Consider the following 25,688-nt stretch of genomic DNA (forward strand, 5'->3'; position numbering starts at 1 on the left):
AAAAAGAAACGTATTTTTACCAATCATTATACTAAAAATAAAGGAATTGAGTTAAAGGTTTAAAAGCGTTTTTATTTTGAAAAACAAGAGCATATCTACATATATAATCTTCATCGGAATATTGTCTTTAATCGTCGCCTGTTCGGTAAAGAAAGACAAGTTCATTAATCGTAATTTCCACGCTGTAACTACCGAGTATAATATTTTATACAACGGGAATTTAGCGTTAGATGCCGGATTAGAAGAATTAAAAACAACATATCAGGACAATTTTTGGGAAGTTCTACCTATTGAGCGTACAACTGATAAAGAACAGAATATTCTGCCCGGTCAGACTAAGAATGCTAATTTTGAACGTGCTGAAGAAAAAGCAGTAAAAGCAGTTCAGAAACATTCTATGAATATCGGAGGAACAGAGCGAAACCCTCAAATGGATGAGGCATATCTGCTTTTGGCTAAAGCGCGATACTATGACAATCGTTTTATTCCGGCACTGGAAGCTTTAAACTATATTCTGTATAAATATCCTAAAAGCGACAGGATCTATCATGCAAAAGTTTGGCGTGAAAAAGTTAATATTCGTTTAAACAGTGAAGAATTAGCAATAAAAAACCTAAAGAAACTCTTAGAAAGTCAGAAGATTGAAGGACAGGATTTAGCAGACGCAAATGCTATGCTTACTCAGGCTTACATTAATTTAGAAGCAATTGACAGCGCCATAACAACGGTTAAGGTGGCTAAAAATGAAACAAAAAGCAAAGAAGAAAAAGCCCGTTATACTTTTATATTAGGACAGTTGTACGAAAAGATGAATTATCAGGACAGCGCTTTTGCAACTTTTCAGGAAGTCATAGAAATGAAACGTAAATCGCCTCGTCAATATGTAATTCATGCGCATGCTGAACAAGCGAAGCAGTTCGATTATGAAAAAGGAGATACTATTGCTTTTCTTGAAAAGTTCAACAAACTTTTAGCAGACAGAGAAAACAGACCCTATTTAGATGTTTTAAACCATCAGATGGGGATTTTTTATGACAATTTCAAAAAAGATTCTACAGCAAAAGTATACTATAATAAATCCTTGAGAACACTTTCGCAGGATCGTTATTTAAGTGCTTCTAACTATCGCAATATCGCTGAGATCAATTTTAGAAATGCTGAGTATAAATTGGCAGGAATGTATTATGATAGTACGTTGACCCGTTTAGACGAGCGTACCCGTGAATATCGAAAAATAAAGAAAAAGAGAGACAATTTAGCGGATGTTATTTTATACGAAGATATTGCAACTCGTAATGACAGCATACTCCATGTGGTAAGTTTAACCGATAAAGAGAAAAGAGGATATTACGAAAGCTATATTGAAAAACTTAAAGTACAAGATGAGATCAAGGCTAAGTTAGCTAAGGAACAAGCTGAAAAAGAGGCGAATATAAAAGCAAATAGTGTAGCAAACTCTGATGTGTCAGGAAATAGAAAGAACACAAGTGACAAAGTGTTGGGGACAGCATCCTTATTACCTCCGGGCGGAAGCACTAACGGGCAAAGTGCTTTCTATTTCTACAATCCGGTTACAGTAAGTTACGGGAAGACAGAATTTCAAAAGAAATGGGGAAAAATAGAATTAAAAGACAACTGGAGATTGTCTTCATCAAAAGATAAAACAAGTTTTAAAGACGACGACGAAGAATTGACCGATGAAGGAGAACAAAAAGATTCTATCGCGGAAAACCCGCTTTATAATGTAGCTTATTATTTAGATCAAATTCCTGAAGATAGTAAAGTGATTGATAGTATAGCCAAAGAGCGAAATATGGCATATTACCAATTAGGGCTGATCTATAAAGAAAAGTTCAAAGAATATAAGTTGGCTGCTAATCGATTAGAAACATTGCTTAAGAACAAACCTGAAGAACGTTTGATACTTCCGGCAAAATACAATTTGTACAAAATATACGAAATTATAGATCCGGCTAAAGCAGCAATGATTAAAGATCAGATCTTGTCGGAATATCCGGAAAGCCGTTATGCAGAGATCATTAAGAACCCGACGGAAGTTTTAGCCGATGAAGACAATCCTGAATCAGTTTATAAATCGGTTTATAATGAGGTACAGGAAGGTAAATTAAGAGAAAGCTATCCTGCTTTAGTTCAAAAAGTAGATGAGTATGTGGGCGATGATGCCTTGCCGAAGTTTGAAATGCTTAAGGCGGTTGTTTCAGGAAGACTTTTTGGTCTGGAGGAATATAAAAAAGGATTGAATTTTGTAGCATTGACTTATCCCAATACAGAAGAAGGAAAAGAATCAGAGGCATTGCTTCAGAAAAATATTCCTAAACTGGAACAGTTAAAATTCGTAAAAGATGAAGAAGCGTCAGGCTGGAAAATTATTTTCCCTGTAAAATATCCTGCTGATAAATCTCAGGAAAAATTATTACAGACAGTAAAGAAGTATATGGATAATACTCAAAATAGTAACTTAAAATTATCGGTGGATATTTATGATATGGGTAACGATTTTGTTATCTTGCACGGCCTTCAGTCAAAACAAACGGCAAAATCAGTTTTAAGTTTATTGCGAGATTATAAAGAATATAAAATTAATGACGAGGCTTATTGTCTCTCTTCGGAAGATTATACAGTAATTCAGATCAAAAAAGCATTTGCCGAATGGTTGCAGGAGCATAAAGAATAAAAAAGAACCCCCAAAATCTATAAACCATGTTTGATAAAGCAAAAAATAACGACAATGTTCTGGGTAAAACAAACAGAATTGTTGAAGGAACAGTGATAAGAGGTGACATTGAATCAAAAGCCGATTTTAGGCTGGACGGTGTTCTTGTCGGGAACTATACATCAACCGGAAAATTAGTGGTCGGTCCTTCAGGCGAAGTGCAGGGAGATGTTAAATGCAAAAATGTGGATATTGAAGGTAAGTTTACCGGAAAACTGATCGCAACAGAATTGTTAACCGTGAAATCAAAAGCTTCGATCAATGGAGAAGTAACTGTAGGTAAATTAGCAGTAGAACCGGGAGCCGTATTTGAAGCGACCTGTACCATGAAGAACCAGTTAAAGTCTGTTGCAAATGAAACAAAAGAAAAATCAGCCTAGTAAATGGTTGTATTTTGTAACGATTCCAACGCAAATGGGAGTGGTTATTTTTGTTTTTTCGATTTTAGGAGCTAAAGCAGATGAATATTATAGAACAGCATACCTTAAACCAGTATTAACACTCTTCGGAGTGTTTTTGGCTTTATATCAGGTTATAAAGAAAGTACAACAAATCAGTAGAGAAGATGAAGATTGAACGAAAAAATAATTTTTTGTTTAAAATTTTATATCCCTGTTTAATCATCTTAATAGTGGATATTGCCTTTTTATTTTTTGATTTTTTTTCCGAAAAAGCCTCTTTTGTTAAGAGTATATTTCTGGTAGAATCATTTCTCACTTTTCTGGTATTGCTCGGAGCTGTTTTTTATCAAAAAAAGTCAGACCAATTGGGCTTTTTCGCTCTAATCACACTTACTGTTAAAAACATTCTTGTATACGTATTTTACACAAGTCTTATTTCCGGAATTACGCAAACGTTTTCAGATAAGATGGTTTTTATTCTCATTTTTTTCTCTTTTATGCTCGTAGATGTCTATTTTACAGTAGTTTTGCTGAATAAAAATGAGGTAAAATGAATTTGTATAACAAATCAGCAAAAAAAACATGTATTCTAACTTGGATTTTTAATTAAAGTTGTACTTTTGCAAAAATTTTTAAGAACCATAAAAGTTATATAAATAAGAGAATATGGTGATTCTGAAAAAACCACTTTCGATTTTAGCCGCACTAATGCTGGTTTTTACGACTACAAATGTGTTAGCTTCTGATACAGTTGATAGTACAAAAGTTGAAACTAATGAAGTTCATGCTGATCACGTTGACCACGGAGAAACGCATGGTGAAGAAGCAAAATCTTCTAAAGACATCGTCAATGAACATATTGAACATCACTTAAAAGATGATTACTATTTTATTTTCTTCTCTGATGAGGAAGAAGGAAAGCATTATGGTTTCGGATTACCGGTGATCTTATTAGATAACGGATTAAAAGTTTTTTCTGCTTCTGAATTTCATCACGGAGAAAAAGTAGTGGAAAAAGGAGGTCAGTTCTATAAATTGTATCATAGTAAAGTTTACAAAACGGATGCTGAAGGTACAATTCAATATGATGAACATCATCATCCTACTAATGAGAGACCATTGGATTTCTCTATTACAAAAAATGTATTCTCATTGTTTTTAACTGCAGTTTTGTTATTCGTTATGTTTACTTCATTGGCGAAAACCTACAAAACAAGCCACAATAATTTACCAAAAGGATTTAATCGTGTTTTAGAGCCATTGGTAATCTACGTTAGAGATGAAATAGCTCGTCCGAATATCGGGGAGAAAAAATATAAAAAATTCATGCCTTATTTGTTGACTGTGTTCTTCCTGATCTGGTTGTTGAATTTGATCGGATTGACTCCGTTAGGGATCAATGTAACAGGGAATATTACAGTAACCTTATGTTTGGCATTGTTTACATTTCTTATTACACAATTTAGTGCTAATAAAGATTATTGGGGGCACATCTTCTGGATGCCGGGAGTGCCTGTTCCGATGAAAATTGTTTTGATGCCGATCGAGGTGTTGGGAATGTTTACGAAACCGTTCTCATTGATGATTCGTCTTTTTGCAAACATTACGGCGGGGCACACTGTAGTCATGGGGTTAATTGCAATTGTGTTCTTGATGAAAGAGCAGTTGTCAACCGGCGGTGCTATAGGAACATCAATGGCTTTAACGTTGTTTATTTCGATTATAGAGTTGTTAGTGGCATTCCTTCAGGCGTTTATCTTTACGATGCTATCGTCTTTATTTATCGGTATGGCAGTTCAGGATCATCATCATGATGAACACCATTCGGTAGATGAATTAGGAGATCACGATAATGCTATTGTTTAATTTAGAAAGAATTTTGTTTAATTATATAAATCAATTATTATGACAATTCCAAATTTAGTAGGTGCTGGTTTAATCGTAATCGGAGCTGGTTTAGGTTTAGGTAAAATCGGTGGTTCTGCAATGGACGCTATTGCTCGTCAACCGGAAGCTGCTGGAAAAATCCAAACTGCGATGATTATCATCGGTGCATTATTGGAAGGTTTAGCATTTGGTGCTTTAATCTTAGGAGCTTAATTAAAAGAAAAACAAAGAACCTGCAACGGTTGGTTGCAGGTCTTGTTTTGTTAAACAGATTTTAGAAGACACTTAAATATTATTGATATAAAATGGATAAGTTAATTAATGATTTTTCATACGGTTTGTTTTTCTGGCAAGCAATTATTCTGGTAATCTTGATTGTGTTATTGGCAAAATTTGCTTGGAAACCGATTTTAGCAGCTTTGGCAGCTCGTGAAGAAGGTATTGAAAATGCTTTAATGGCAGCAGAAAATGCTAAAAAAGATTTGGCAAACCTAAAAGCGGATAATGAGAAATTATTGGCTGAAGCTCGTGTAGAAAGAGATAACATGCTAAAAGAAGCTCGTGAAATCAAAGACAAGATGATTACTGATGCTAAAGACGAAGCGAAAGTACAAGGAGATAAAATGATAGCTCAGGCTAAAGCAACAATTGAAACTGAGAAAAATGCAGCTATGGCTGAGATCAAAGCTCAAGTTTCAACATTGTCTATTGAAATTGCAGAAAAATTATTGAAAGAAGAATTATCTAGCAAAGAAACACAATCAAAATTGGTTGAGAAAATGTTAGATGACGCTAAATTGAATTAATTATGGCAGGAAGTAGAGCCGCTATTCGCTATGCGAAAGCAATACTTGATATAGCTCAGGGAAATAACAATTCTGAAAAAGTTTTGGCTGATATGAACACTATCGTTTCGGCTGTAAAGGAATCTAAAGAATTGAAATTGTTCTTGGAAAGCCCGATTGTAAATGTTCAGACTAAACGTAATGCTTTGGTTGAAGTTTTTGCAAGTGCTCAACCGGAAACTAAAGCCTTGTTCCAGTTATTGCTTGAAAATAAAAGATTTGGGATTTTAGCTCCAATAGGTGATCAATACCAAGAGCTATATAATGAAGCCAATGGCATTGAAAATGCCGTTGTGACTACAGCAGTTCCGTTAGATGCAGCATTGGAAAATAAAGTGTTGGCGAAAATAGCAACTTTTACATCTAAAAAAGTAAATTTAACCAATGTAGTAGATCCTGCAATTATCGGAGGGTTTGTATTGCGAATTGGTGATCAACAATACAATGCATCTGTAGCAAACAGGTTGCTACAATTAAAAAGAGAGTTTAGTAATTAATAAACAAAAGGAATTAATTTCGATGAAAAAAGTTTTAATACTCTTGTTGTTATCTTTCTCTGTTTTGAGTTTTTCTCAAAAAGTAAAATTTAAAAAAGGGAACGTTTTGATTGACGGTGTTGAAGTTTATAAATATGAAAATGAAGGATCAACAATGACGTTGTCTACATTAGGCGGAGAAGAATTTGTTTCTTTTTTAAGTACGTCGTATGAAGTTCCCAATCCTGCCAGAAGCCAACCGGGAGGACATAATTATCCGGCTACTCTTAAAAAATATGTTGTTACGGTTAGATTCTTAGAGTCCGGAAAGGAACTGTTTACGGATCTGAGCAGTAAAGAAATTGCTAAAGCCATCAATAAATCTGAATTAGTATCTGAAGACGGAAGTATTGATGAAGAAAAATTAGATAAATTTATTAACAAGTATAATAATGAAACATTAAAATTAAAGATTTACTAAAAATTTTTAATTGAAAATGAAATAATTAAATATTATGGCTGAAATTAAACCTGCTGAAATATCAGCAATATTAAAAAAGCAACTATCAGGTTTTGAATCTGGTGCTACTTTAGAAGAAGTTGGAACAGTACTTCAGGTGGGTGACGGTATTGCTCGTGTTTATGGATTGTCTAATGCTCAATATGGTGAGTTGGTTCAATTCGAAAACGGATTAGAAGCAATCGTATTGAACTTAGAAGAAGATAATGTTGGGGTAGTATTGTTAGGTCCTTCAACAGGTATTAAAGAAGGTTCAACTGTAAAAAGAACACAACGTATCGCATCTCTTAAAGTAGGAGAGCAAATGGTAGGACGTGTAGTAGACACTTTAGGTTTCCCAATCGACGGTAAAGGTCCTATTGGCGGAGATTTATATGAAATGCCGCTTGAGCGTAAAGCTCCGGGAGTTATTTTCCGTCAACCGGTAAACGAACCGTTACAAACAGGTATTAAAGCAGTTGATGCCATGATTCCTGTAGGTAGAGGACAACGTGAGTTGGTAATCGGTGACCGTCAAACTGGTAAAACTACAGTTTGTATCGATACGATCTTAAATCAAAAAGAATTTTATGATGCCGGAAAACCGGTATTCTGTATATATGTTGCAGTAGGACAAAAAGCATCTACAGTTGCAGCTATCGCTAAAACTTTAGAAGATAAAGGTGCAATGGCTTATACAGTTATTGTTGCTGCTAATGCTTCTGACCCTGCTCCAATGCAAGTTTACGCTCCTTTTGCCGGTGCTGCTATCGGTGAGTATTTCCGTGATACAGGTCGTCCGGCTTTAATTGTTTATGATGATTTGTCTAAACAAGCGGTGGCATATCGTGAGGTGTCTTTGTTATTAAGAAGACCGCCGGGACGTGAAGCTTATCCGGGAGACGTATTCTACTTACACTCAAGATTATTAGAGCGTGCTGCTAAAGTGATTGCAGATGATGAAATCGCTAAAACAATGAATGACTTACCGGAATCATTAAAACCGATCGTTAAAGGTGGTGGTTCGTTAACAGCGTTACCAATCATTGAAACACAAGCAGGTGACGTTTCTGCTTATATTCCGACTAACGTAATTTCGATTACTGACGGTCAGATTTTCTTAGAGTCAGACTTGTTCAATTCAGGTGTTCGCCCTGCAATTAACGTAGGTATCTCTGTATCTCGTGTAGGAGGTTCGGCTCAAATTAAATCAATGAAAAAAGTAGCAGGTACATTAAAATTAGACCAGGCACAATATCGTGAGCTTGAAGCTTTCGCGAAGTTCGGTTCTGATTTGGATGCTGCAACAATGAATGTAATTGAAAAAGGTAAACGTAACGTAGAGATCTTAAAACAATCAGTAAACGATCCGTATACTGTAGAAGATCAGGTTGCAATTATCTATGCCGGTTCTAAAAACTTATTGAGAAATGTTCCGGTTGATAAAGTAAAAGAATTTGAAAAAGATTTCTTAGCATACTTAGGAGCTAAGCACCGTGATACATTAGATGCGTTAAAAGCAGGTAAATTTGATGATACGATCACTGATGTATTAGAAAAAGTAGCAAAAGAAATTTCAGCAAAATATTAATAGAATAGGTAAAAGGAGAATGGTAGTAGGTTAGAGAACCTATTGCCTTTTCCCCTTAACCAAATACCTAAAAAGAATGGCAAACTTAAAGGAAATTAGAAATAGAATCAGTTCCGTTCAGTCAACGATGCAGATTACATCAGCGATGAAAATGGTTTCTGCAGCTAAATTAAAGAAAGCGCAAGATGCTATTACAGCTATGCGTCCTTATGCTGAGAAATTAACGGAATTATTACAAAATTTAAGTGCTACATTAGAGGGAAATACTGGTGGAGCTTTTGCTGAACAAAGAGAAGTAAACAAAGTTTTAATTGTTGCTGTAACTTCTAACAGAGGTCTTTGTGGAGCTTTTAATGCCAATGTGATTAAAGAAGTAAAAAACAGAGTGAACTTTTACCAAGGAAAACAAGTTGACGTGGTTTCTATCGGTAAAAAAGGAAACGATATTTTAAGCAAAACCAATAGGATACTTGCTAATTATAGTTCTGTTTTTGACGATTTAACATTTGATAAAGTAGCTGATATTGCTCAGGTATTAATGGATAAGTTTGTAGCAGCTGAGTATGATAAAATTGAAATTGTATACAACAATTTCAAAAATGCCGCTACTCAAATTGTAAAAACAGAACAGTTTTTACCATTGGCACCGATTGCCGAAGGTGAAGCGATAGCTTCTGATTACATTTTTGAACCTTCTAAAGAAGAAATCGTGTCAACATTGATTCCTAAATCATTAAAGACACAATTATATAAATCTGTTCGCGATTCATTTGCTGCTGAGCACGGTGCTCGTATGACGGCAATGCATAAAGCTACAGATAATGCAACAGCATTGCGTAACCAATTGAAATTAACGTATAACAAAGCACGTCAGGCTGCAATTACAGGAGAGATCTTAGAGATTGTAGGTGGTGCAGAAGCGTTAAACGGATAATATTTGATAAAGAAGATTTTAAAGAAAGAGCCAAACATTTATGTTTGGCTCTTTCTTATTTAGTTAATGTTTCCCAGATAAAACTATAAAATTCAGCTTCTTGTTTTACTCGGTCGGTATAATTAGCAATTTTACCATAGTGCCCGGCCTTTTCTTTTACCATTAAATATACAGGATTCTTTTGGGCCTGCCTTTCTTGGAGTTTTGCTGCAAATTTATAAGAGTGAATAGGAGGTACTCTGTCATCATTTTCGCTGGTAATGATTAATGTGATAGGATAGTTAACATCATCTTTTATATTATGAAGAGGAGAGTAGGCTTTTAAATAATCAAAATCTTCTTTAACATTCGGATCACCGAATTCGTCTAAATGCCTAACGCCAATAGTATATTCATCAAATCGGAGCATGTCATAAACACCTACTTTAGAAACTGCAACTTTAAACAGTTCCGGACGCTGGGTTAATGCAACCCCAACAACAAGTCCGCCATGAGAAGTCCCGGAAATAGCAAGTTTTTCAGAAGAAGTATAACCGCTTGAAATTAAAAACTCAGCAGCATCGATAAAATCGTTAAAAGTATTCATTTTTTTATCTTTTCGACCGTTCTTATGCCAACTTATTCCTTTGTCTCCTCCGCCTCTTATTTCAGCATAGGCATAAACACCACCTTTTTCTAAAAAATGTAAAAGACCAACGTCATATTTTGGGGAACTGATGATCCCGAATCCACCGTAAGCTTCTAAAAGTGTTGGGTTTTGCCCGTTTAGTTCAATTCCCTTTTTGTAAATAATAGTTATAGGAATGTTTTTATTGTCTCTGCTTTTATAGGTTATGTTTTTAGTTTCAAAATAATCAAACGGGAATAATGTTGGTTTAGGTCGTATATAACTGTTGTAATAGACATTGCTTTTACCTGTGTCAATATTTAATCTGTAATTCAGATAAGAGATAGTGTACGAATAAAAAGTGACATACAACTCGTTGGTTTTACTATCAAAGAAACGAATGTTAAGATTCATACTGTAAGGCGCTTCAAATTTACGGATCAGTTTTCCGTTGTAGTCGTTAACGTTGATATAGTAATTCCCTTCGTGTTTGTATTTGCAAATAATATAGTCTTTTGTAAAGTAAGAGTCCAGTAATAAATGATTGTAATATTGAGGGATAACAGTTGTTTGAACAGAAGGATTGCGGATAGAGAATTTGCTTAGACTTCCCCAAGGATATTTATTATTGATATAATAAATACTGTCATTCTTGAAGTTTACAAATTCAAAATTATTTGAGTCGTTTTTAAGAAAAGGAACAAGTGTAAAGTCTGTAGAATTACTTAGATTGATGTAATAATAGTTCTTTAAACTTTCTTCTTTATTGGTCTCAATGATAAATAATTTACTTCCTTTTCTCGTATAATCAAATGTACTTTCCTTATCGGTTGTATCAAGGATTAACTGATCTTGATCTTGTTTTTCGCCTATTCGATGAAAAAACAATTGAAATGTAGAGTCCTTAGCTACTTTATTGATGTTAGCATTTTTTTTGTAGAAAATACCCTCATCGAAGTTCCAGGTTAAATTAGAGAATTTAACATCCTTAAGAACATCTTCCAGATATTCCTGTTTGGTAATATTAACAAATCGGATTTCATGCCTGTCACTTCCGTCAACACTTATTTGGTATGCCAGATATTTTGAGTTTTTGGAAGGGGAATAATTTGAAATAAAAACAGAATTGTCTTTGTAGACACTATAAGGATCAACCAATTCTTTTGGCATATCATCAAGATTTTCTCGGTAATGCAATACACCGGGCTTGTCTTTGTCCAGTCTGTAATTTGAATAAAAATATTTCCCCCGTTTTGAAGGGAGCGTGTTGGTTGAAAGTGATTGATAGTCTTTTATTTTAAATAAAAAATTATTGTCTTTAACAGCCTTTTCAAGTACCTCTTGAGTTTTTTCGTTTTGTTGATTAATCCACTCCTTTACTTCCGGATCATTGTTTTTTTCCAGCCATACATATTGGTCAATATAACGATAATCAAATCTTGAGAACTCACCCGGTGCTTTTTGTGAAGTTTGAGATCGGGAAATGAAAGAGATCAATAAAAAGAATGAAAACAGGGGTAAAAGTCTCATAAAAAACGATTTTTAAATACAAAAGCGGAAAAATACTATATTTTAATTAGAATAAGAATGTTTTTTTAAAACGAAACAGAGTAAATCTTTCCGATTAATTTTTCTAACCGTCAAAATAATTACTTTTGTAGTAGCAAAAACAAATAAAACTTGAGCTTATATAAAAACCTTTTTAAGCAAACCGCTATTTATGGCTTGGCAACAGTAGTGCCGAGAATAATGAGTGTTATATTGACTCCTCTTTATGTTTACTACCTAACGGATAAAAGTAAAATGGGAGAAGTTACCATTATCTTCTCATGGTTAGTATTTTTCAATGTGGTACTTTCCTACGGAATGGAAACTTCTTTTTTTAGGTTTTATAACTCCGATGCAAAAAAAGAAGATGTGGTTTCCACTTCTATGATCTCTTTGTTAGGCTCTACTTTGCTTTTTGTAGTTCTAGGATTGTTGTTTCAGCAAGGTATTTCAAATATAACAAGGATCAATACAGAGTATATTGCTTATACGATCGGAATTTTAGCTTTAGATGCTCTTGTGATCATTCCGTTTTCTAAATTAAGAGCCGAAAGCCGCCCGATAAAATATGCCGTGATCAAAATTGCGAATGTGGGAATTAATTTAGGGCTGAATATCTTTTTCTTAGTGATCTTGCCTGAAATAGCAGCTAATAGTGCGTTCTTTCAATCCATATATTCAGAAAATTTTCAGGTAGGTTACATTTTTGTTTCCAATCTGATTGCCAGTTCGTTCACACTACTGGTGTTGCTTCCGGATTATTTTAAGCTGAACTGGAATTTTGACAAGCAATTATGGGAAAGGATGCTTCGTTACGGATTTCCTATTCTAATTGCGGGTATAGCTTTTGCTATCAACGAACATTTCGATAAAATTTTGCTGGAGTGGATGAATATCAGCTTGTCTGATATCGGAGCCTATTCAGCCTGTTACAAAATAGGGATGTTTATGGTCTTGTTCCGAACAGCATATACACTGGGAATAGAACCTTTTTTCTTTAGTCATGCTAAAAATGAAAATGCTCCTCAAACCTATGCCGAAATCACCAAGTATTTTGTTATCTTCGGTTCATTCATGGCATTAGGAGTTATTGTTTTTGCAGATGTTTTAAAAATTTTCTTAGTACCTAAGAGTGAGTATTGGACAGCGATGGATATTGTTCCGATAATCGTAATGGCTAATTTTTTCTTAGGGATTTATACAAACCTTTCTGTTTGGTATAAATTAATAGATAAAACAAAGATAGGGGCCTATATATCGGTAATAGGAGCAATTGTAACTTTAGTCTTCAATTTCTTATTTATACCTAAAATGAGTTATCTGGGATCGGCAATTGCAACCATATTGGCGTATGGAACTATGATGTTGATTTCTTATAAATTAGGACAAAAACAATATCCTATTCCGTACGATAAGAAAAAAATAGGAATGTATCTCGGGCTATCAATCGTTTTAAGCGGTTTTTCATTTTATGTACCGATATTGAGACAAACCTATATTTTCGGGATCATCAGTTTAATCATTTTTGCTTATTTTGTATATAGAAATGAACGCGAATTAGTGTTGAAATTAATAAAACGAAAATAGAACATGCAAATTAAAATTATCAATAAATCACAACACCCGTTACCGAATTATGAGACCATAGCATCTGCCGGAATGGATTTACGTGCTCAGATAGATGAGCCGATAGTACTGAAACCATTGGAAAGAGCTATAGTTAAAACCGGATTGTTTATTGAGCTCCCTATCGGTTATGAAGCTCAGGTTAGACCACGTAGCGGATTGGCAGCTAAAAAAGGAATTACAGTATTGAATTCGCCGGGAACGGTTGATGCGGATTATCGTGGTGAAATTGGCGTAATTTTAGTAAATTTATCCCATGAAGATTTCACGATAGAAAACGGTGAAAGAATTGCTCAATTGGTTATTGCTAAGCACGAACGTGCCGAATGGATTGAAGTGGAAGAATTAACAGAAACATCAAGAGGTGCAGGAGGTTTTGGTAGTACCGGAGTGAAGTAGAATTTCAATATTCAAAATTTAGAATGTTGAACTTTGAATAACAAATATTGAAGTTAAGAACGTAAAAACATGAAAATAATAGTACCAATGGCGGGACGCGGGTCACGCCTTCGCCCACATACATTAACAGTTCCGAAACCTTTAATTCCGATTGCAGGTAAGCCCATTGTGCACCGTTTAGTGGAAGATATTGCCAAAGTGATCGATCAACCGATCGATGAAATAGCCTTTATCATTCATGAAAGTTTTGGCAGTGCCGTAGAAGAAGATTTGGTAGCAATAGCAGAAAGCTTAGGAACAAAAGGAACGATCTACTATCAAAATGAAGCATTAGGAACAGCACATGCTATTTTATGTGCTAAAGAAAGTATGAACGGACCTATCGTAGTGGCTTATGCAGATACATTGTTCAGAGCTGATTTTTCTTTAGATACAACAGCAGACAGTGTGATCTGGGTAAAACAGGTAGAAGATCCGAGTGCATTCGGAGTGGTGCAGTTAAACGATAAAAATGAGATCATTGATTTTGTAGAAAAACCGAAAGAGTTTGTTTCAGACTTAGCGATAATCGGGATTTATTATTTTAAATCCGGAGAAACTTTACGAGCGGAATTGCAATACTTGATTGATAATAACGTTGTAAAAGGAGGAGAATATCAACTGACGGATGCATTAGAGAACATGAAACAAAAAGGGATGAAGTTTGTTCCGGGAAAAGTTGAAGAATGGATGGATTGTGGAAACAAGAACGTTACGGTTGATACAAATTCCAGAATGTTGAGCTTTTTAGAAAGAGACGGAGAAATTTTAGTTTCGCAATCAGTTAAAATGATTAATGCAACCATAATTCCGCCGTGCTATATCGGGAACAATGTAGAATTGGAAAATGCCACTATCGGACCGAATGTTTCCTTAGGCGACGGAACAAAAGTGATCAATTCACAAATTAAAAATAGTTTGGTACAGAGCAATGCGGTCATCGTCAATGCTAAATTAGACAATGCCATGATCGGAAATCACGCTAAGTTTGATGGTGAATTTACATCTGTAAGCATCGGAGATTATTCCGTATTAGAATAGTGAAACAATTTAGAAAAATAGCGCTTTTTATTGGAATTATCGGTTTTGTCCTGCCAGCTTTGGCACAAGATAATCCTGATGATATTGCTATGGTCAATGACGAATTAGAAAATAATTTTTATGAAGCAGTAAAGCAGCGAGCCATAGAAAATTATGACAAAGCAATTACTGCTATTGAAAAATGTATCGATTCTGATCCTGATAATGCAGCATTATATTATGAATTAGGTAAAAACAATCTGGATTTAAAAAAATATGCTGAAGCTGAAATAGCCTTTCAAAAAGCAGTTGATCTCAACCCTAATGAACGTTGGTACTGGAACGGTCTGTATGATGTATATTATACAACAAAAGAGTATCCGAAATCAATTACCATTGTAAAAAAACTCATTGAATTTGATGAGAATATGAAAGAAGATCTGGTGTCTCTTTATGTATATACCGGTCAGCATGAAGAAGCTTTAAAGCTGTTGGAAGATATGCAAAAGACTTCGGTTCTGAGTCAGACTATGGAATTCTATAAACGAAAACTAACAGAAGAGTCAGCGCAGAATGACGGATCTTTAGAATCAAAGCTAAGAAAAGCTATTGCGGAAAATCCGAAAAACGAACAATCTTATTTAGACCTCATGCTTTATTATTCACAAATGAATCAGGAAGAAAAGGCAATTGAAGTGGCCAAACAGTTGGCAAAAGAAATTCCCGATTCGGAATGGGCACAAATAAGTTTGTTTAAATTTTATCTGAATGAGAATGACGGCGAAAAAGCCGCCGATTCCATGCTAAAGGTTTTAAAAAGCAAAGAGATAGATATCAAGTTAAAACACAGATTGTTAAATGAGTTTTTAATCTTCTCTGCCAATGCAACGCAATACGATGTCCAACTAGAGCAAGCAGTCGATTTACTCTCAGAAGATAAAACCATTAATGTTTCAAAAGAAGTAGCCAAATTTTATTTCAACAAAAAGAATTACGAGAAAACTTCATTGTTTCTGGAAAAAGCATTAATGCACGATCCGAATGACTGGGAAAGTATTTCACTGTTACTGGACAATTTAGCAAATGCAAAGAATTATGAAGCATTAGCGGTTAAAGCAGAAATTTTTATTGACACCTTTCCGGCACAGCCAAAATTGTATTATTATGTTGGCTTGGCTCATTTTAATTTAGGAGAATACAAGCAAGCGATTGATTTTTTAAAAAATGGCTTAGAATTTGTAGTAGATGATCCGGATCAGGAATTTTATTTTAATTACTTATTAGGCGAGTCTTACCGGGAATTAGGAGACGAGAAACAAAGTAAACAGTATCTTTCCAAAGCCGAGAGTTTAAAAAGTCAAAAATGATGATTAAAAAAGTAATATGGGTTTTTGCCCTGATAAGCCTATTAGTTTCCTGTAAAGCTAAAAAAGCAGTTGCCGAATCGGCGGCTGAAGAAGACTTGGCAGCTTCTAAAGTGATTCAGCAACATTATGCATTGCCTTCCGATTTTAAAACAATAAATATCAGAGCCAATGCAAAATACCGTGACGATAAACAATCGCAAAGTGTTTCAGCGGACATCCGGATTAAAAAAGATCAGGTAATATGGGTTAATGTAAAATTTATCGGTATCCCGATGGCAAAAGCATTAATCACGCCCACAGAAGTGCAATATTTTGAAAAAATAAACGGAACCTATTTTAAAGGAGATTTTCAATTGCTCAGCAACTGGTTGGGAACGGATCTGGATTTCAAAAAATTGCAAAACCTATTTTTAGGGAAAGCTATTGACGATTTAACAAAAGCGAAATATATTGCTCAGATTCAGGATAATTTATACAAACTTTCAGAAAAGAAGCAAGAGGATATTGAAAAGGAATTTTACTTTGAAGCCGCTAATTTCTTAGTAAAGAAAGAAACCATCCTTCAAAAAAGTAAAAACAGAGCCTTAACGGTGGAATATCCGTCACATAGTAAGACCGGAAGCCTTTTTCTACCCAATGAAATCGCTATTGCTGCCCAACAGGACGAGGTTATAAATATTGATTTAACCTATAAGAATGTTACCTTTGACGAAGATTTGAATTTTCCCTTCTCCATCCCTAACGGATATGAACGAGTAACGATAAACAATTAGTAATCGAATTAACAAAGTTGAATGAACCGTATTTTAGCGCTTTTAGTATTTTTCTATTCCATCGTTACTTTTGCCCAGTCAAAAGAACAAAAACAATTAGAGCAGCAAAAGATTCAGATTCAAAAAGAGATCGCAGCTTTTAAAGAACTGTTGCAAACGGAAAAGAAAAAAGAAAAATCGGTTTTAAGTCAAATTGAAGAACAAAAAGCACGAATTCGATTAAGTGAAAAACTTATCAGTACCACAGCCAGACAAAAAAGATTGCTCGAAGATGATATTTATCTGACGCAACTTGAGATCAATAAGCTGAACAGAGAATTAAAGGTTTTAAAGGAAGACTACGCTAAGATGATCGTTAAATCATATAAAAGCAGAAACGAAAAAAGCCGGATTATGTTCATTCTGTCCTCTGATAGCTTTTTACAAGCCTATAAGCGTATTCAATATATGAAGCAATATGCTAACTTTAGAAAAATGCAGGGAGATGAAATTATAGAAAAACAAGAAAAGTTAGCAGAGGCAAAACAAAAATTGGAAAGCAGTAAAAAGCAGAAAGAAAAAGTTTTGGCAGAAAGTGAAGCAGAAAAAGCCGAACTGGAGAAACAAAAGAAAGAACAGGAAAAATTAGCCAAAGACCTTCAGAAAAACAAGAAAAAATACGCTGCCGAAATTTCAAAAAAGGAAAAAGAGAAAAAAGCGATAGATGCTAAAATTAAGAAACTGATCGCAGAAGCCATTGCAGCAGCCAACAAAAAAACGGCTGCAAAAACCGGAGTTAAAAATACTGGAGGAAGCAGTAAATTCATTTTAACGCCGGAAGGGAAAATAGTTTCAGACAATTTTAAAGCAAATAAAGGAAGACTGCCATGGCCGGTTGAAAAAGGATACATCCAATTGCGTTACGGAAATTATCAGGATCCTATTCATAAAAATGTAACACACTTAAACAGTGGAATTGAAATAGCTGCTTTGCCGGGTTCAACAGCCCGAGCCGTTTTTGATGGTGAAGTATTACAGGTTCAGGTGGTTCAAGGAACCAAAAAAGCGGTGTTTATCCGTCACGGAGATTTTATTACGATCTATCAAAACCTCGACAGTGTAAACGTATCAGTAGGAGATAAGGTAAGTATCAAACAAACCATAGGGCATATAGTAACCGATTCCAGTGGAAAAGCAGTGATTAAATTTTTAGTTCTGCAAAATACAACCACATTAAACCCTGAGCAGTGGCTCTCTAATTTGTAAATTCTAAAACTTTAACAAAATATACATTTTTTCTGTATCCAATTTAACAAATATAGGCGCTATATTTGTTACGGTTAATAGCAGTAATTTTATTTCTTATCAAGAACATTTAGTCCCGAAATCTTTCGGGACTTTTTGTTTTTGTGGATTTTTTGCATCTCATGAGGATAAAATATGAAATTTTAACAAAATATACATTTTTCCTGTATCCGAGTTATAAGAACAATGCTATACATTTGATCCCGATTTCTTACGATTACAAAATACATGTATCGGAAAAATTGAATTAAGCCCCAAACGGATCATAAACCCTTTTCAGCCGTCGTATTGAAAAAAGAAAAGGTTATAATGTTTATTAAATGAAATTAAAACGAAAGAAAAAGCTGCTCTTAAGTTTATCGGGGCTCTTAGTGCTACTTTTAACCAACTGCGAAAAAGACTACTCGGAAGCAACGCTAAACAACAAGTTAACAACCTCCCGCTTTGACATTCGGGTTCTGGATAGTGAACAGATCCTGTCCAATGCTAAGGTTATGGACGAATTACAAAAGATTGCAGGGCAAACCAAAGCACAAGCCACCGGAACGGGAACACCGATAGGTACTTCCCGAATCCTTTACAATTCAACCTACGGCTTTTCCGTAAACACCGCTTATGTGAAATACGTGGAAGATACCACAACCGGGAAACATTCCTATAACTTTCCGCTTACGCGGGACAGTTTGGTCACTTCCCATTTGGAAAATCTCTTGCTATCGTCACGTTCCGACGGGAGTTACGATGCGTATATTGTGGAATACGGTTTTTCAAAGGACGAATACAATGCTGTGTCTCAAACAACGCTGAACAACACAACGACCCGTTATTATCCGATAGATTTTGACACTTCTGTCTTCAACAGCGGCGAGTTAAACAAAATGGTGCTGGAATACAGTTGTGTAGAAATATGGTCATTGGAAGTCGTACCGGCCCACCAGGGTGACAACACAGGTGGCGAACTCTACACGGAAGAATGGGTATTGGTCTCCAACGAATGCACCTGGAATTACTACGATGACGGAACAGACGGCAGCAGCGGAAGCACCACCACCACAACCGGAGTAGAGACCTCGGGCGGTGTAGGCGGCAGTGCCGGAGGTACAAGCACAACAGGAAGTAGTTCTGATAGTAGCGACAGTACAGATATAGGCGATACCTGCAAAGGTTGCGGCGACAGTGATATCATATCCAGCCCGGCAACGGAGCCGGCAGAAGAGCCCGAAACACCTTGCGACAGAATAAAAGCCGGCACGGGCAGTGCGGCATATAAACAAAAATTTAAAGCCTTAAATACACCGGAAAAGTTTAATTTAGACCATGAAACCGGTTTTTGCGAACAGGAAATTAACGGGGTAAAACAGTATGTTGACGGAGTAGCTGATGGGACGAACCATTTGAAAATTCTTCCAGGATCTATGAATGGAACGCATGTACATAATAACAAGCCAGAGACAGATACCAATGGTAACACTTTTGATGCCCAAATTAAAATGCTTTCACCCGGTGATTTAAAGCAATTGTTAGGGACTTGTCAAAACGCTAATGGAAATACTCCTGAAAATGCATTTGTTATAATGATTTCAAATGAAGGTATATTTGCCATTACTATTGCTGAACCAATAGGTGCTTTAAGTGAAGAGACAAAAACTTTTTTAAGAGGTTGGAAAGAAGGTTATGAAGATAAAGCCAAAGAAATTCTAAGAGAATATTCTACGTTAAGTGCTAGAAAAGAACAATTACAAAAGATGTTTTTAAAAGCCCTTAAAAAAATGCAACTTGATAATAAGGTAGCTTTATTTGAAGGGCAGGTGGAAAATGAAGACACTTCTGATATTAACAATTATACTATAGCATGGACTCAAAAAACACTAAAAAATACTTTTTTTGGGCTAACAATAGAAGAAACACCATGCGATTAAAACATAATAATTATGAAAACACTATTTAAAATCCTCACTTTACTATTAATTAGTTTGAATGTACAGTGTCAGACAGTAACTACTGTTGTCCCTTATAGAACATTAGATTACCCCAACGGTGCTTATTTAAAAGATTTGGACAACGAATTTCCGTTTTGGTTGGGAACATGGGAAGGAACAGCCGATAATAAAAAATACACTTTTACTTTTGTGTTGTTTGAACAACATTTAATCACTTTCCCAAATGGAGAATATGAATTTAAGGACAAAGTTGTAGGTAAACTAAAAGTAACCGACTTAGCTACAAATCAAGTGATTTATGATGAATCTTCTTTTGCTAATTTTGATGATTATATAATAAAAGGGAATGTAATATACGGAAGGGAGTTCTATTTTGGTTTTTATGATAAAGAGAACCATTGCAACAATAGTGCTGACTTTACTTTAGTAAGATATGATAATAACCCTAACCAGATACTCTATAAGAACTTTAGTTATGATGAATATTGGTATTGGGATTGTTCCTATACCGACCAGTTAGATATTCCCATGTTTTTACCTAAAGTAGATCTGATGTTGACGCGACAATAGTTTTAGGGAATAAAAATTTGGTTTTGTAAGGAAAATAGCGATATGAAAACACTATTAAGAACATTTTGTTTTGTGTTATTTGCATTTTATGCAAATTGTCAAACCTTGCCTTTAAGCTCATTAGAAGAGCCTAATACAGGAGGCTATTTAAAGGATATAGATAATGTACTGCCTTTTTGGGAAGACACATGGAAAGGTACAACTAATAATAAAGAATATACATTTCAATTTACGGTATTTCTACATCATTCATATAATTTCCCAAATGGTGACTATTATTACATTGATAGGCTAGTAGGTAAATTTAGAGTTATAGATTTAATCACAGGTCAGGAGTTGTATAATGATTTAGCCGTGACGAATTTTGATGATTATAAAATTAAATTATTATCATATAATCAATATAATGAGTATTCTTTTGCTCTTTTTGATGATGATACACATTGTGGTAACGTAATTGAATTTAAATTAATAAAGAATCCTTCTAATCCTAATCAGGTAGAATATGTTAGTTTTGAATATTCGGATTATATTCCGACACTTGATTGTCCTTATCAAAATCAGTTAGATATTCCCATGTTTTTGCCGACTCAAGATTTTGTATTAACAAGACAGTAATTTAGAACGTTGGTTTTGAGGATTAATTCAAAACCAACGTTTAAAAAAGTAAAGATGAAAACACTATTAAATATTCTCTGCCTGTTATTGATTAGTTTGAATGTAAACTGTCAGGTCTTACCATTATATACTCCAAGTTTTGAACGAACTAATGGAGCATACTTAAAAGATTTAAATGATGTCCAGTCTTTTTTGGAAGGGACGTGGATAGGTATAATTAATGATAAAGAATACACCTTTCAGTTTGTTAAATTTCCCCGCCATTTAATTTCTTATGGAGATGTTAATTATTATGAAGATATACTTAAAGTTAAATTTAAAGTAGTAGATTTAGTTGCGAATCAATTGATATATAGTGATTTGAAGGTTGTTGATTTTGATGATTATAAGATAAATTTATCATATTATGGTAATAATATTGGGTATTCTTTTTATTATGAAGATGAAATGAATTGTAGTAATTCTGCTAAATTCTATATTTATAGAATTGATAATAATACAGATCAAATAGAATATAAAAACTTTATTTATGATGAATATTGGGATTGTTCCTATACTAATCAGTTAGATATTCCTATGTTTTTACCTAAAGTAGATCTGATATTGACGCGACAATAGTTTTTAGGCTTAAAAACAGAATAAAGGAAAAACTTCTAAAAACTTTAACAAAATATACATTTTTTCTGTATCCGAGTTAGGTTTGGTCTGCCGTATATTTGTGACGGTTAATAGCAGTAATTTTTATTTCTTATCAAGAACATCTAGTCCCGAAATCCTTTCGGGACTTTTTGTTTTTTGTGAAATAAAATCGTTTTTAAAAGGAAATTAATAATTAAAAATCATTTATTTAACATTTAAGGTTGTATATTTGTAATGGTTAATAGCAGTAATTTTCTTTTTTTAAGAACATCTGGTCCCGAATTTATTTTCGGGACTTTTTGTTTTTCATAAGGAATTTGATAAATTCGGTGTAAATAAATTTTTATGAATACTGCTTTTGTTTCAGCACCTAAAGATGTGCCTAAGGACCTGGTTAAGCTACCTAAGAGCTATATGTTGAAAGCAACATTAGCCATTTTTTCCATTTTTTTCTTTTTCATATTATACATTTCCTTGGTTACAGCCTTATGCTATCTGGTTTATTGGGCAATAACCTATGATGTGGGAAGGATAAATAAATTGACTATTTTAATGAAGGTAGGAGCTATTGCCGGATCAGTCATGTTGCTGATCTTTACCTTTAAGTTTATTTTTAAATTAAAAAATGTAAAACCGGAAAACCGGATCAAATTATCAAAAGAAGAATATCCGCAGTTGTATAGTTTTATAGAATTTATCTGTAAAGAAGCAAATGCCCCCAAGCCCAAGAATATTTTTATTGACCCAGATGTGAACGCCTATGTTTCGTATACAAATGTGTGGTTGAGTTTGTTCTTTCCGACGAGAAAAGAGCTAACTATTGGTCTCGGTCTAGTCAGTACGTTGAATGTTAGCGAGTTCAAAGCCGTGATTGCTCACGAGTTCGGACACTTTTCCCAAAGAAGTATGAAAATAGGAAGCTATATCCACAGTGCAAATACTATAATTCACGATATGATTTATAACAGAGACAGTTGGGATGATTTTCTGGACCAATGGAGAAGCTCGGATATTCGGCTTTCATTTGCCGCCTGGGTCATAACGCCACTGATATGGATCATCAGAAATATCCTGAAACTTTTTTACCTTTTGTTGAACAGGATGAATTCTCTTTTGTCACTGGAAATGGAATTCAATGCTGACAAAGTAGCTGTAAAAGTAGCCGGAAGCGAATCTATTGTTTCGGCATTATGGAAACTGGAACACGGATTTACAAATTGGAATGCAATTATAGATTCGGCTTACCATGCTTCCAAAAATAATATATACTCTGCTAACTTATACAACCATAACGATACAGCTTTGGCAAAAAGCGGACTTGATGACAAAAAACAAAAATTGCCTTCAGATGAATTCGGGAATATAAAATATTTTTCCGGTCATGAAAATGCAAAAGTAAGTATGTACGCTACGCATCCGCCGGGTAATCTGAGAGAGGCGAATGCTAAATCTCCTTTTATAAAATCAGATACAGATGGTCGACCGGCTTGGGTATTGTTTGATGATAAAGAAAAATTGCAGGAACAGTTGACATTATTAGTGTACAACCAATACTTGGGAAAAAAACCAAATGTTTTTGCAACCACAGAAGAATTTGATTCTTTCTTAGAAACTGAAAATCAAGACAATCAGTTTGATTCACTCTACGAAGAAACTTTTTTAAACCGATTTATTAGCATTCCGTCATTTAATGATTTGGAAAACCAAGAAAAGAAAACGACCCTTACCGAATTAAAGGAAGAAATAAAAAGATTGATGGTTCCGGTAAAAGAAACAGAAGCTCTGATGAAACAATGCAACGAAATAGCTTCCGGTACTACCAAGCAGAAAGAAATTCTTTATAAGGATGTAAAGTACACTAAAAAAACAATACAAACAGTATACGACATCCTTCTAAGTGATAGGGAAAGAATGTTTAATGAAAACTTTGTAAACTGGGATAAAGATTTTGTCAGTTTCTTTTATGGTCAGGCAAAACAAGCAGGAAAAGAGAAACTACTATTAGAATATTATGAGCAACACCAAAAAATTGTTGATTTCTATAGACATCTGTTAGGTGTTAGAAAGTTTGTGCTGAGTGAAATTAACAGATTGCAACAAATGGGACAGGTAACACAACAAATAGTAGATGATTTATCAAACGAGATCAAAGCGCATGTTAAAGGAATAAACGCTAAAGTTGAAGAATTTGATAATTTTCCCTTTGTAGTACTGCCAAATATTAATTCGTCAGATGAATTGAAAAAAGCCATTTTTGAAAAAGGTAAAATGGAAGAGGCTTATGGCAGATTATTTGAAAATAATAAAATAAATGTGATCATGGGACAGCTGGAAAATGCTATTGTAAGCTGTGGCAGAGTCGAAAAGAAAAGTTGGAGTACTATACTGAAGTATCAGGAAAGTTTATGTTAAGTCTGGATACACTAACGCTTAAAAGTCTTTTATAATGACAGATTTTTTATATTGTTAAATATAAATTTAACATAATTTACATAAAAAATGTATACGATTTAACACAATAGTGTTATATATTTGAAACAAACAAAGTGTAGTACTTTATTTATTTATTAGTTTTTGCATGAAATATTTACTTGTTTTTATTTAAAACTTCAACGTTCGGCCAACGTAAGGTCTTTAATTAGAAAAAGGAAGTAATTATCATATACAAGATAGGTAAAAAAGAATTGCAAATGCTTTTATTTATTTAGTCCCGGTTTGTTTTATAATAGTAACAATCAAACATTTATTTTATGAAAAAATTATTTTTTATCCCAGCTCTACTTTTCCTTTTCTCATCAAGCTTGATGATGGCTAACAATGGAGTAAATCCAAAGCATGATTCAGAACTTTCTACAATTCTGAAAAGAGTAAAAAATATTAAAGGATCTATAACATTAAGCGGGGGCTGTGTTGTAGACTATGATATAACAGTAGATTACGATATTATCCCTCCGAGAGTGAATTCAATTCACGGTACCGTTACAATGTCCGGAAACTGTTCAGGAACTCAAACATTCAGAGCTTCGGCAGCAACTGATCCCAAAGGAAAAATTGTATATGTACAAACCGATTTAAAGGATCCGGTATTACAAACAGGAGAGTTTGATGATAAGTTTATCGATGACTTAAATAATGCCAATATATTTAATTAATTAGTAAGAAGTTAAGTGGGAAGTTCATTCCCACTTAATTTTTATAAGAAAATATTTTTTAGAAATGAAAGGGTTATTATTGGTAATAGTATATCTGTTCGCTGGTTTTACGAATGAAACAACTTCGTATTATAGTGCTAAATATAAAATGATTAGTAACTTAAGCAAGGAGTTAAAAATAGATAGCAAGTCCCAAATAGGAGATTATTTTTTAGGTGGGTTGGTCTATAATTTTGTATCTACTAGCAAAGTATGTTTTCTTAAAACGACGGAGAGTTTAAATAATGACGGGATTGTATCAAATGTAAGTGGAGACGAAAATATCTTTATAAATTATCAGAACGGAGTCGTTAGTTATAAACTTGATAATCAGGAAAACTTTAAATATGATAAAGTAACGTTTAAAAAAACGCAGATCGAGAAGAAAATTTTAGGATTTAAAGCAATTAAATATGTCTCAGAAGACAATAATATTGCCGTTTACGTTACTGAAGAGTTGCCATGGTATATACAACCTTGCATTTTTAACACCAAGCAATTCAACGGAAGCATTATCCGGTTTGAAAACAAAAAAGCAAATTACGGTTTTGAATTGATTGAATATAAAAAAGAGGACAAAACAAATAAAGAAGATAATACAATAAACAAGGTGCTGAATTTAAAAGAAAGCAAAGATTTAAGAATAAAAAAATGTCCTTTCTTTGAAAGTTGAGACAAAGGTTTTTTCTGAAAAAACCTT

The 25,688-nt window shown here is 34.2% G+C and carries 24 protein-coding genes; 23 read left to right on the forward strand and 1 reads right to left on the reverse strand.

The annotated features are described in order from the left end of the window. Nucleotides 1-76 precede the first annotated feature (76 nt). The 10 genes from NHF50_RS07700 (at nt 77) to atpG (ending at nt 9,367) form a co-directional block, all read left to right on the forward strand. Nucleotides 77-2,695, forward strand: coding sequence for a gliding motility protein (locus NHF50_RS07700; RefSeq protein WP_252775587.1), 2,619 nt, complete (start codon nt 77-79; stop codon nt 2,693-2,695). Nucleotides 2,696-2,721: 26 nt separating this feature from the next. Continuing rightward, entirely contained in the window at nt 2,722-3,114 is a 393-nt protein-coding gene (locus NHF50_RS07705; protein WP_109569137.1) for a polymer-forming cytoskeletal protein, read from the forward strand. Next, nucleotides 3,089-3,310 carry an AtpZ/AtpI family protein gene (locus tag NHF50_RS07710; RefSeq protein WP_109569138.1) on the forward strand — a complete coding sequence of 74 codons (222 nt, stop codon included), beginning with the start codon at nt 3,089-3,091 and terminating at the stop codon, nt 3,308-3,310. Before NHF50_RS07705 ends, NHF50_RS07710 begins: the two co-directional genes overlap by 26 nt. Nucleotides 3,311-3,801: 491 nt before the next feature. Then, nucleotides 3,802-5,001, forward strand: coding sequence for a F0F1 ATP synthase subunit A (atpB, locus tag NHF50_RS07715; RefSeq protein ID WP_252775589.1), 1,200 nt, complete (start codon nt 3,802-3,804; stop codon nt 4,999-5,001). Between the two features lie 39 nt (nt 5,002-5,040). After that, nucleotides 5,041-5,235 (forward strand): ATP synthase F0 subunit C, encoded by a 195-nt coding sequence (locus NHF50_RS07720; RefSeq protein ID WP_014165720.1) that lies wholly within the window; start codon nt 5,041-5,043, stop codon nt 5,233-5,235. Between the two features lie 92 nt (nt 5,236-5,327). Next, a complete protein-coding gene (locus tag NHF50_RS07725) occupies nt 5,328-5,828 on the forward strand; it encodes a F0F1 ATP synthase subunit B (RefSeq protein WP_109569141.1) in 501 nt (166 codons plus the stop codon). Between the two features lie 2 nt (nt 5,829-5,830). Then, a complete protein-coding gene (gene atpH, locus NHF50_RS07730) occupies nt 5,831-6,364 on the forward strand; it encodes an ATP synthase F1 subunit delta (RefSeq protein WP_252775591.1) in 534 nt (177 codons plus the stop codon). A gap of 22 nt (nt 6,365-6,386) precedes the next feature. Further along, a complete protein-coding gene (locus NHF50_RS07735; RefSeq protein ID WP_109569143.1) occupies nt 6,387-6,824 on the forward strand; it encodes a hypothetical protein in 438 nt (145 codons plus the stop codon). A 34-nt stretch (nt 6,825-6,858) separates the two neighbouring features. Continuing rightward, nucleotides 6,859-8,433 (forward strand): F0F1 ATP synthase subunit alpha, encoded by a 1,575-nt coding sequence (atpA, locus tag NHF50_RS07740; protein WP_109569144.1) that lies wholly within the window; start codon nt 6,859-6,861, stop codon nt 8,431-8,433. Nucleotides 8,434-8,509: 76 nt separating this feature from the next. Next, nucleotides 8,510-9,367, forward strand: coding sequence for an ATP synthase F1 subunit gamma (atpG, locus tag NHF50_RS07745; protein ID WP_252775593.1), 858 nt, complete (start codon nt 8,510-8,512; stop codon nt 9,365-9,367). A 55-nt stretch (nt 9,368-9,422) separates the two neighbouring features. On the opposite strand, the gene NHF50_RS07750 is transcribed toward atpG, so the two are convergent. After that, nucleotides 9,423-11,504, reverse strand: a complete 2,082-nt coding sequence (locus tag NHF50_RS07750; protein WP_252775595.1) for a prolyl oligopeptidase family serine peptidase — start codon at nt 11,502-11,504, stop codon at nt 9,423-9,425. Between the two features lie 150 nt (nt 11,505-11,654). Here NHF50_RS07750 and NHF50_RS07755 point away from each other — a divergent pair, with 150 nt between their 5' ends. The 13 genes from NHF50_RS07755 (at nt 11,655) to NHF50_RS07815 (ending at nt 25,661) form a co-directional block, all read left to right on the forward strand. After that, on the forward strand, nt 11,655-13,109 hold the full coding sequence (locus tag NHF50_RS07755; protein WP_109569147.1) for a polysaccharide biosynthesis C-terminal domain-containing protein: 1,455 nt from the start codon (nt 11,655-11,657) through the stop codon (nt 13,107-13,109). 3 nt (nt 13,110-13,112) lie between these two features. Beyond that, entirely contained in the window at nt 13,113-13,547 is a 435-nt protein-coding gene (gene dut / locus NHF50_RS07760; protein ID WP_109569148.1) for a dUTP diphosphatase, read from the forward strand. 69 nt (nt 13,548-13,616) lie between these two features. Continuing rightward, nucleotides 13,617-14,627, forward strand: coding sequence for a sugar phosphate nucleotidyltransferase (locus tag NHF50_RS07765; RefSeq protein ID WP_252775597.1), 1,011 nt, complete (start codon nt 13,617-13,619; stop codon nt 14,625-14,627). Continuing rightward, nucleotides 14,627-15,973, forward strand: coding sequence for a lipopolysaccharide assembly protein LapB (locus NHF50_RS07770; protein ID WP_252775600.1), 1,347 nt, complete (start codon nt 14,627-14,629; stop codon nt 15,971-15,973). Before NHF50_RS07765 ends, NHF50_RS07770 begins: the two co-directional genes overlap by 1 nt. Continuing rightward, entirely contained in the window at nt 15,970-16,746 is a 777-nt protein-coding gene (locus NHF50_RS07775; protein WP_252775602.1) for a DUF4292 domain-containing protein, read from the forward strand. The genes NHF50_RS07770 and NHF50_RS07775 overlap by 4 nt, the downstream gene beginning before the upstream one ends. Before the next feature lie 21 nt (nt 16,747-16,767). Then, complete coding sequence (locus NHF50_RS07780; protein WP_109569152.1) at nt 16,768-17,991, forward strand: murein hydrolase activator EnvC; 1,224 nt, start codon at nt 16,768-16,770, stop codon at nt 17,989-17,991. Between the two features lie 359 nt (nt 17,992-18,350). After that, nucleotides 18,351-19,949, forward strand: coding sequence for a hypothetical protein (locus NHF50_RS07785; protein WP_252775604.1), 1,599 nt, complete (start codon nt 18,351-18,353; stop codon nt 19,947-19,949). 12 nt (nt 19,950-19,961) lie between these two features. Beyond that, on the forward strand, nt 19,962-20,540 hold the full coding sequence (locus NHF50_RS07790) for a hypothetical protein (protein ID WP_146193398.1): 579 nt from the start codon (nt 19,962-19,964) through the stop codon (nt 20,538-20,540). A 105-nt stretch (nt 20,541-20,645) separates the two neighbouring features. Further along, nucleotides 20,646-21,158, forward strand: coding sequence for a hypothetical protein (locus tag NHF50_RS07795; protein ID WP_252775606.1), 513 nt, complete (start codon nt 20,646-20,648; stop codon nt 21,156-21,158). A gap of 15 nt (nt 21,159-21,173) precedes the next feature. After that, the gene (locus tag NHF50_RS07800) at nt 21,174-21,776 is read left to right on the forward strand and encodes a hypothetical protein (protein WP_252775608.1); all 603 of its coding nucleotides are present in this window, start codon (nt 21,174-21,176) and stop codon (nt 21,774-21,776) included. 366 nt (nt 21,777-22,142) lie between these two features. Then, on the forward strand, nt 22,143-24,209 hold the full coding sequence (locus tag NHF50_RS07805) for a M48 family metallopeptidase (protein WP_252775610.1): 2,067 nt from the start codon (nt 22,143-22,145) through the stop codon (nt 24,207-24,209). A 338-nt stretch (nt 24,210-24,547) separates the two neighbouring features. Beyond that, nucleotides 24,548-24,949 (forward strand): hypothetical protein, encoded by a 402-nt coding sequence (locus NHF50_RS07810; protein WP_252775612.1) that lies wholly within the window; start codon nt 24,548-24,550, stop codon nt 24,947-24,949. A gap of 64 nt (nt 24,950-25,013) precedes the next feature. Beyond that, complete coding sequence (locus NHF50_RS07815) at nt 25,014-25,661, forward strand: hypothetical protein (RefSeq protein ID WP_252775613.1); 648 nt, start codon at nt 25,014-25,016, stop codon at nt 25,659-25,661. Nucleotides 25,662-25,688 lie beyond the last annotated feature (27 nt).

Source organism: Flavobacterium sp. NRK F10 (assembly GCF_024054235.1).
Taxonomy (GTDB): domain Bacteria; phylum Bacteroidota; class Bacteroidia; order Flavobacteriales; family Flavobacteriaceae; genus Flavobacterium; species Flavobacterium sediminis.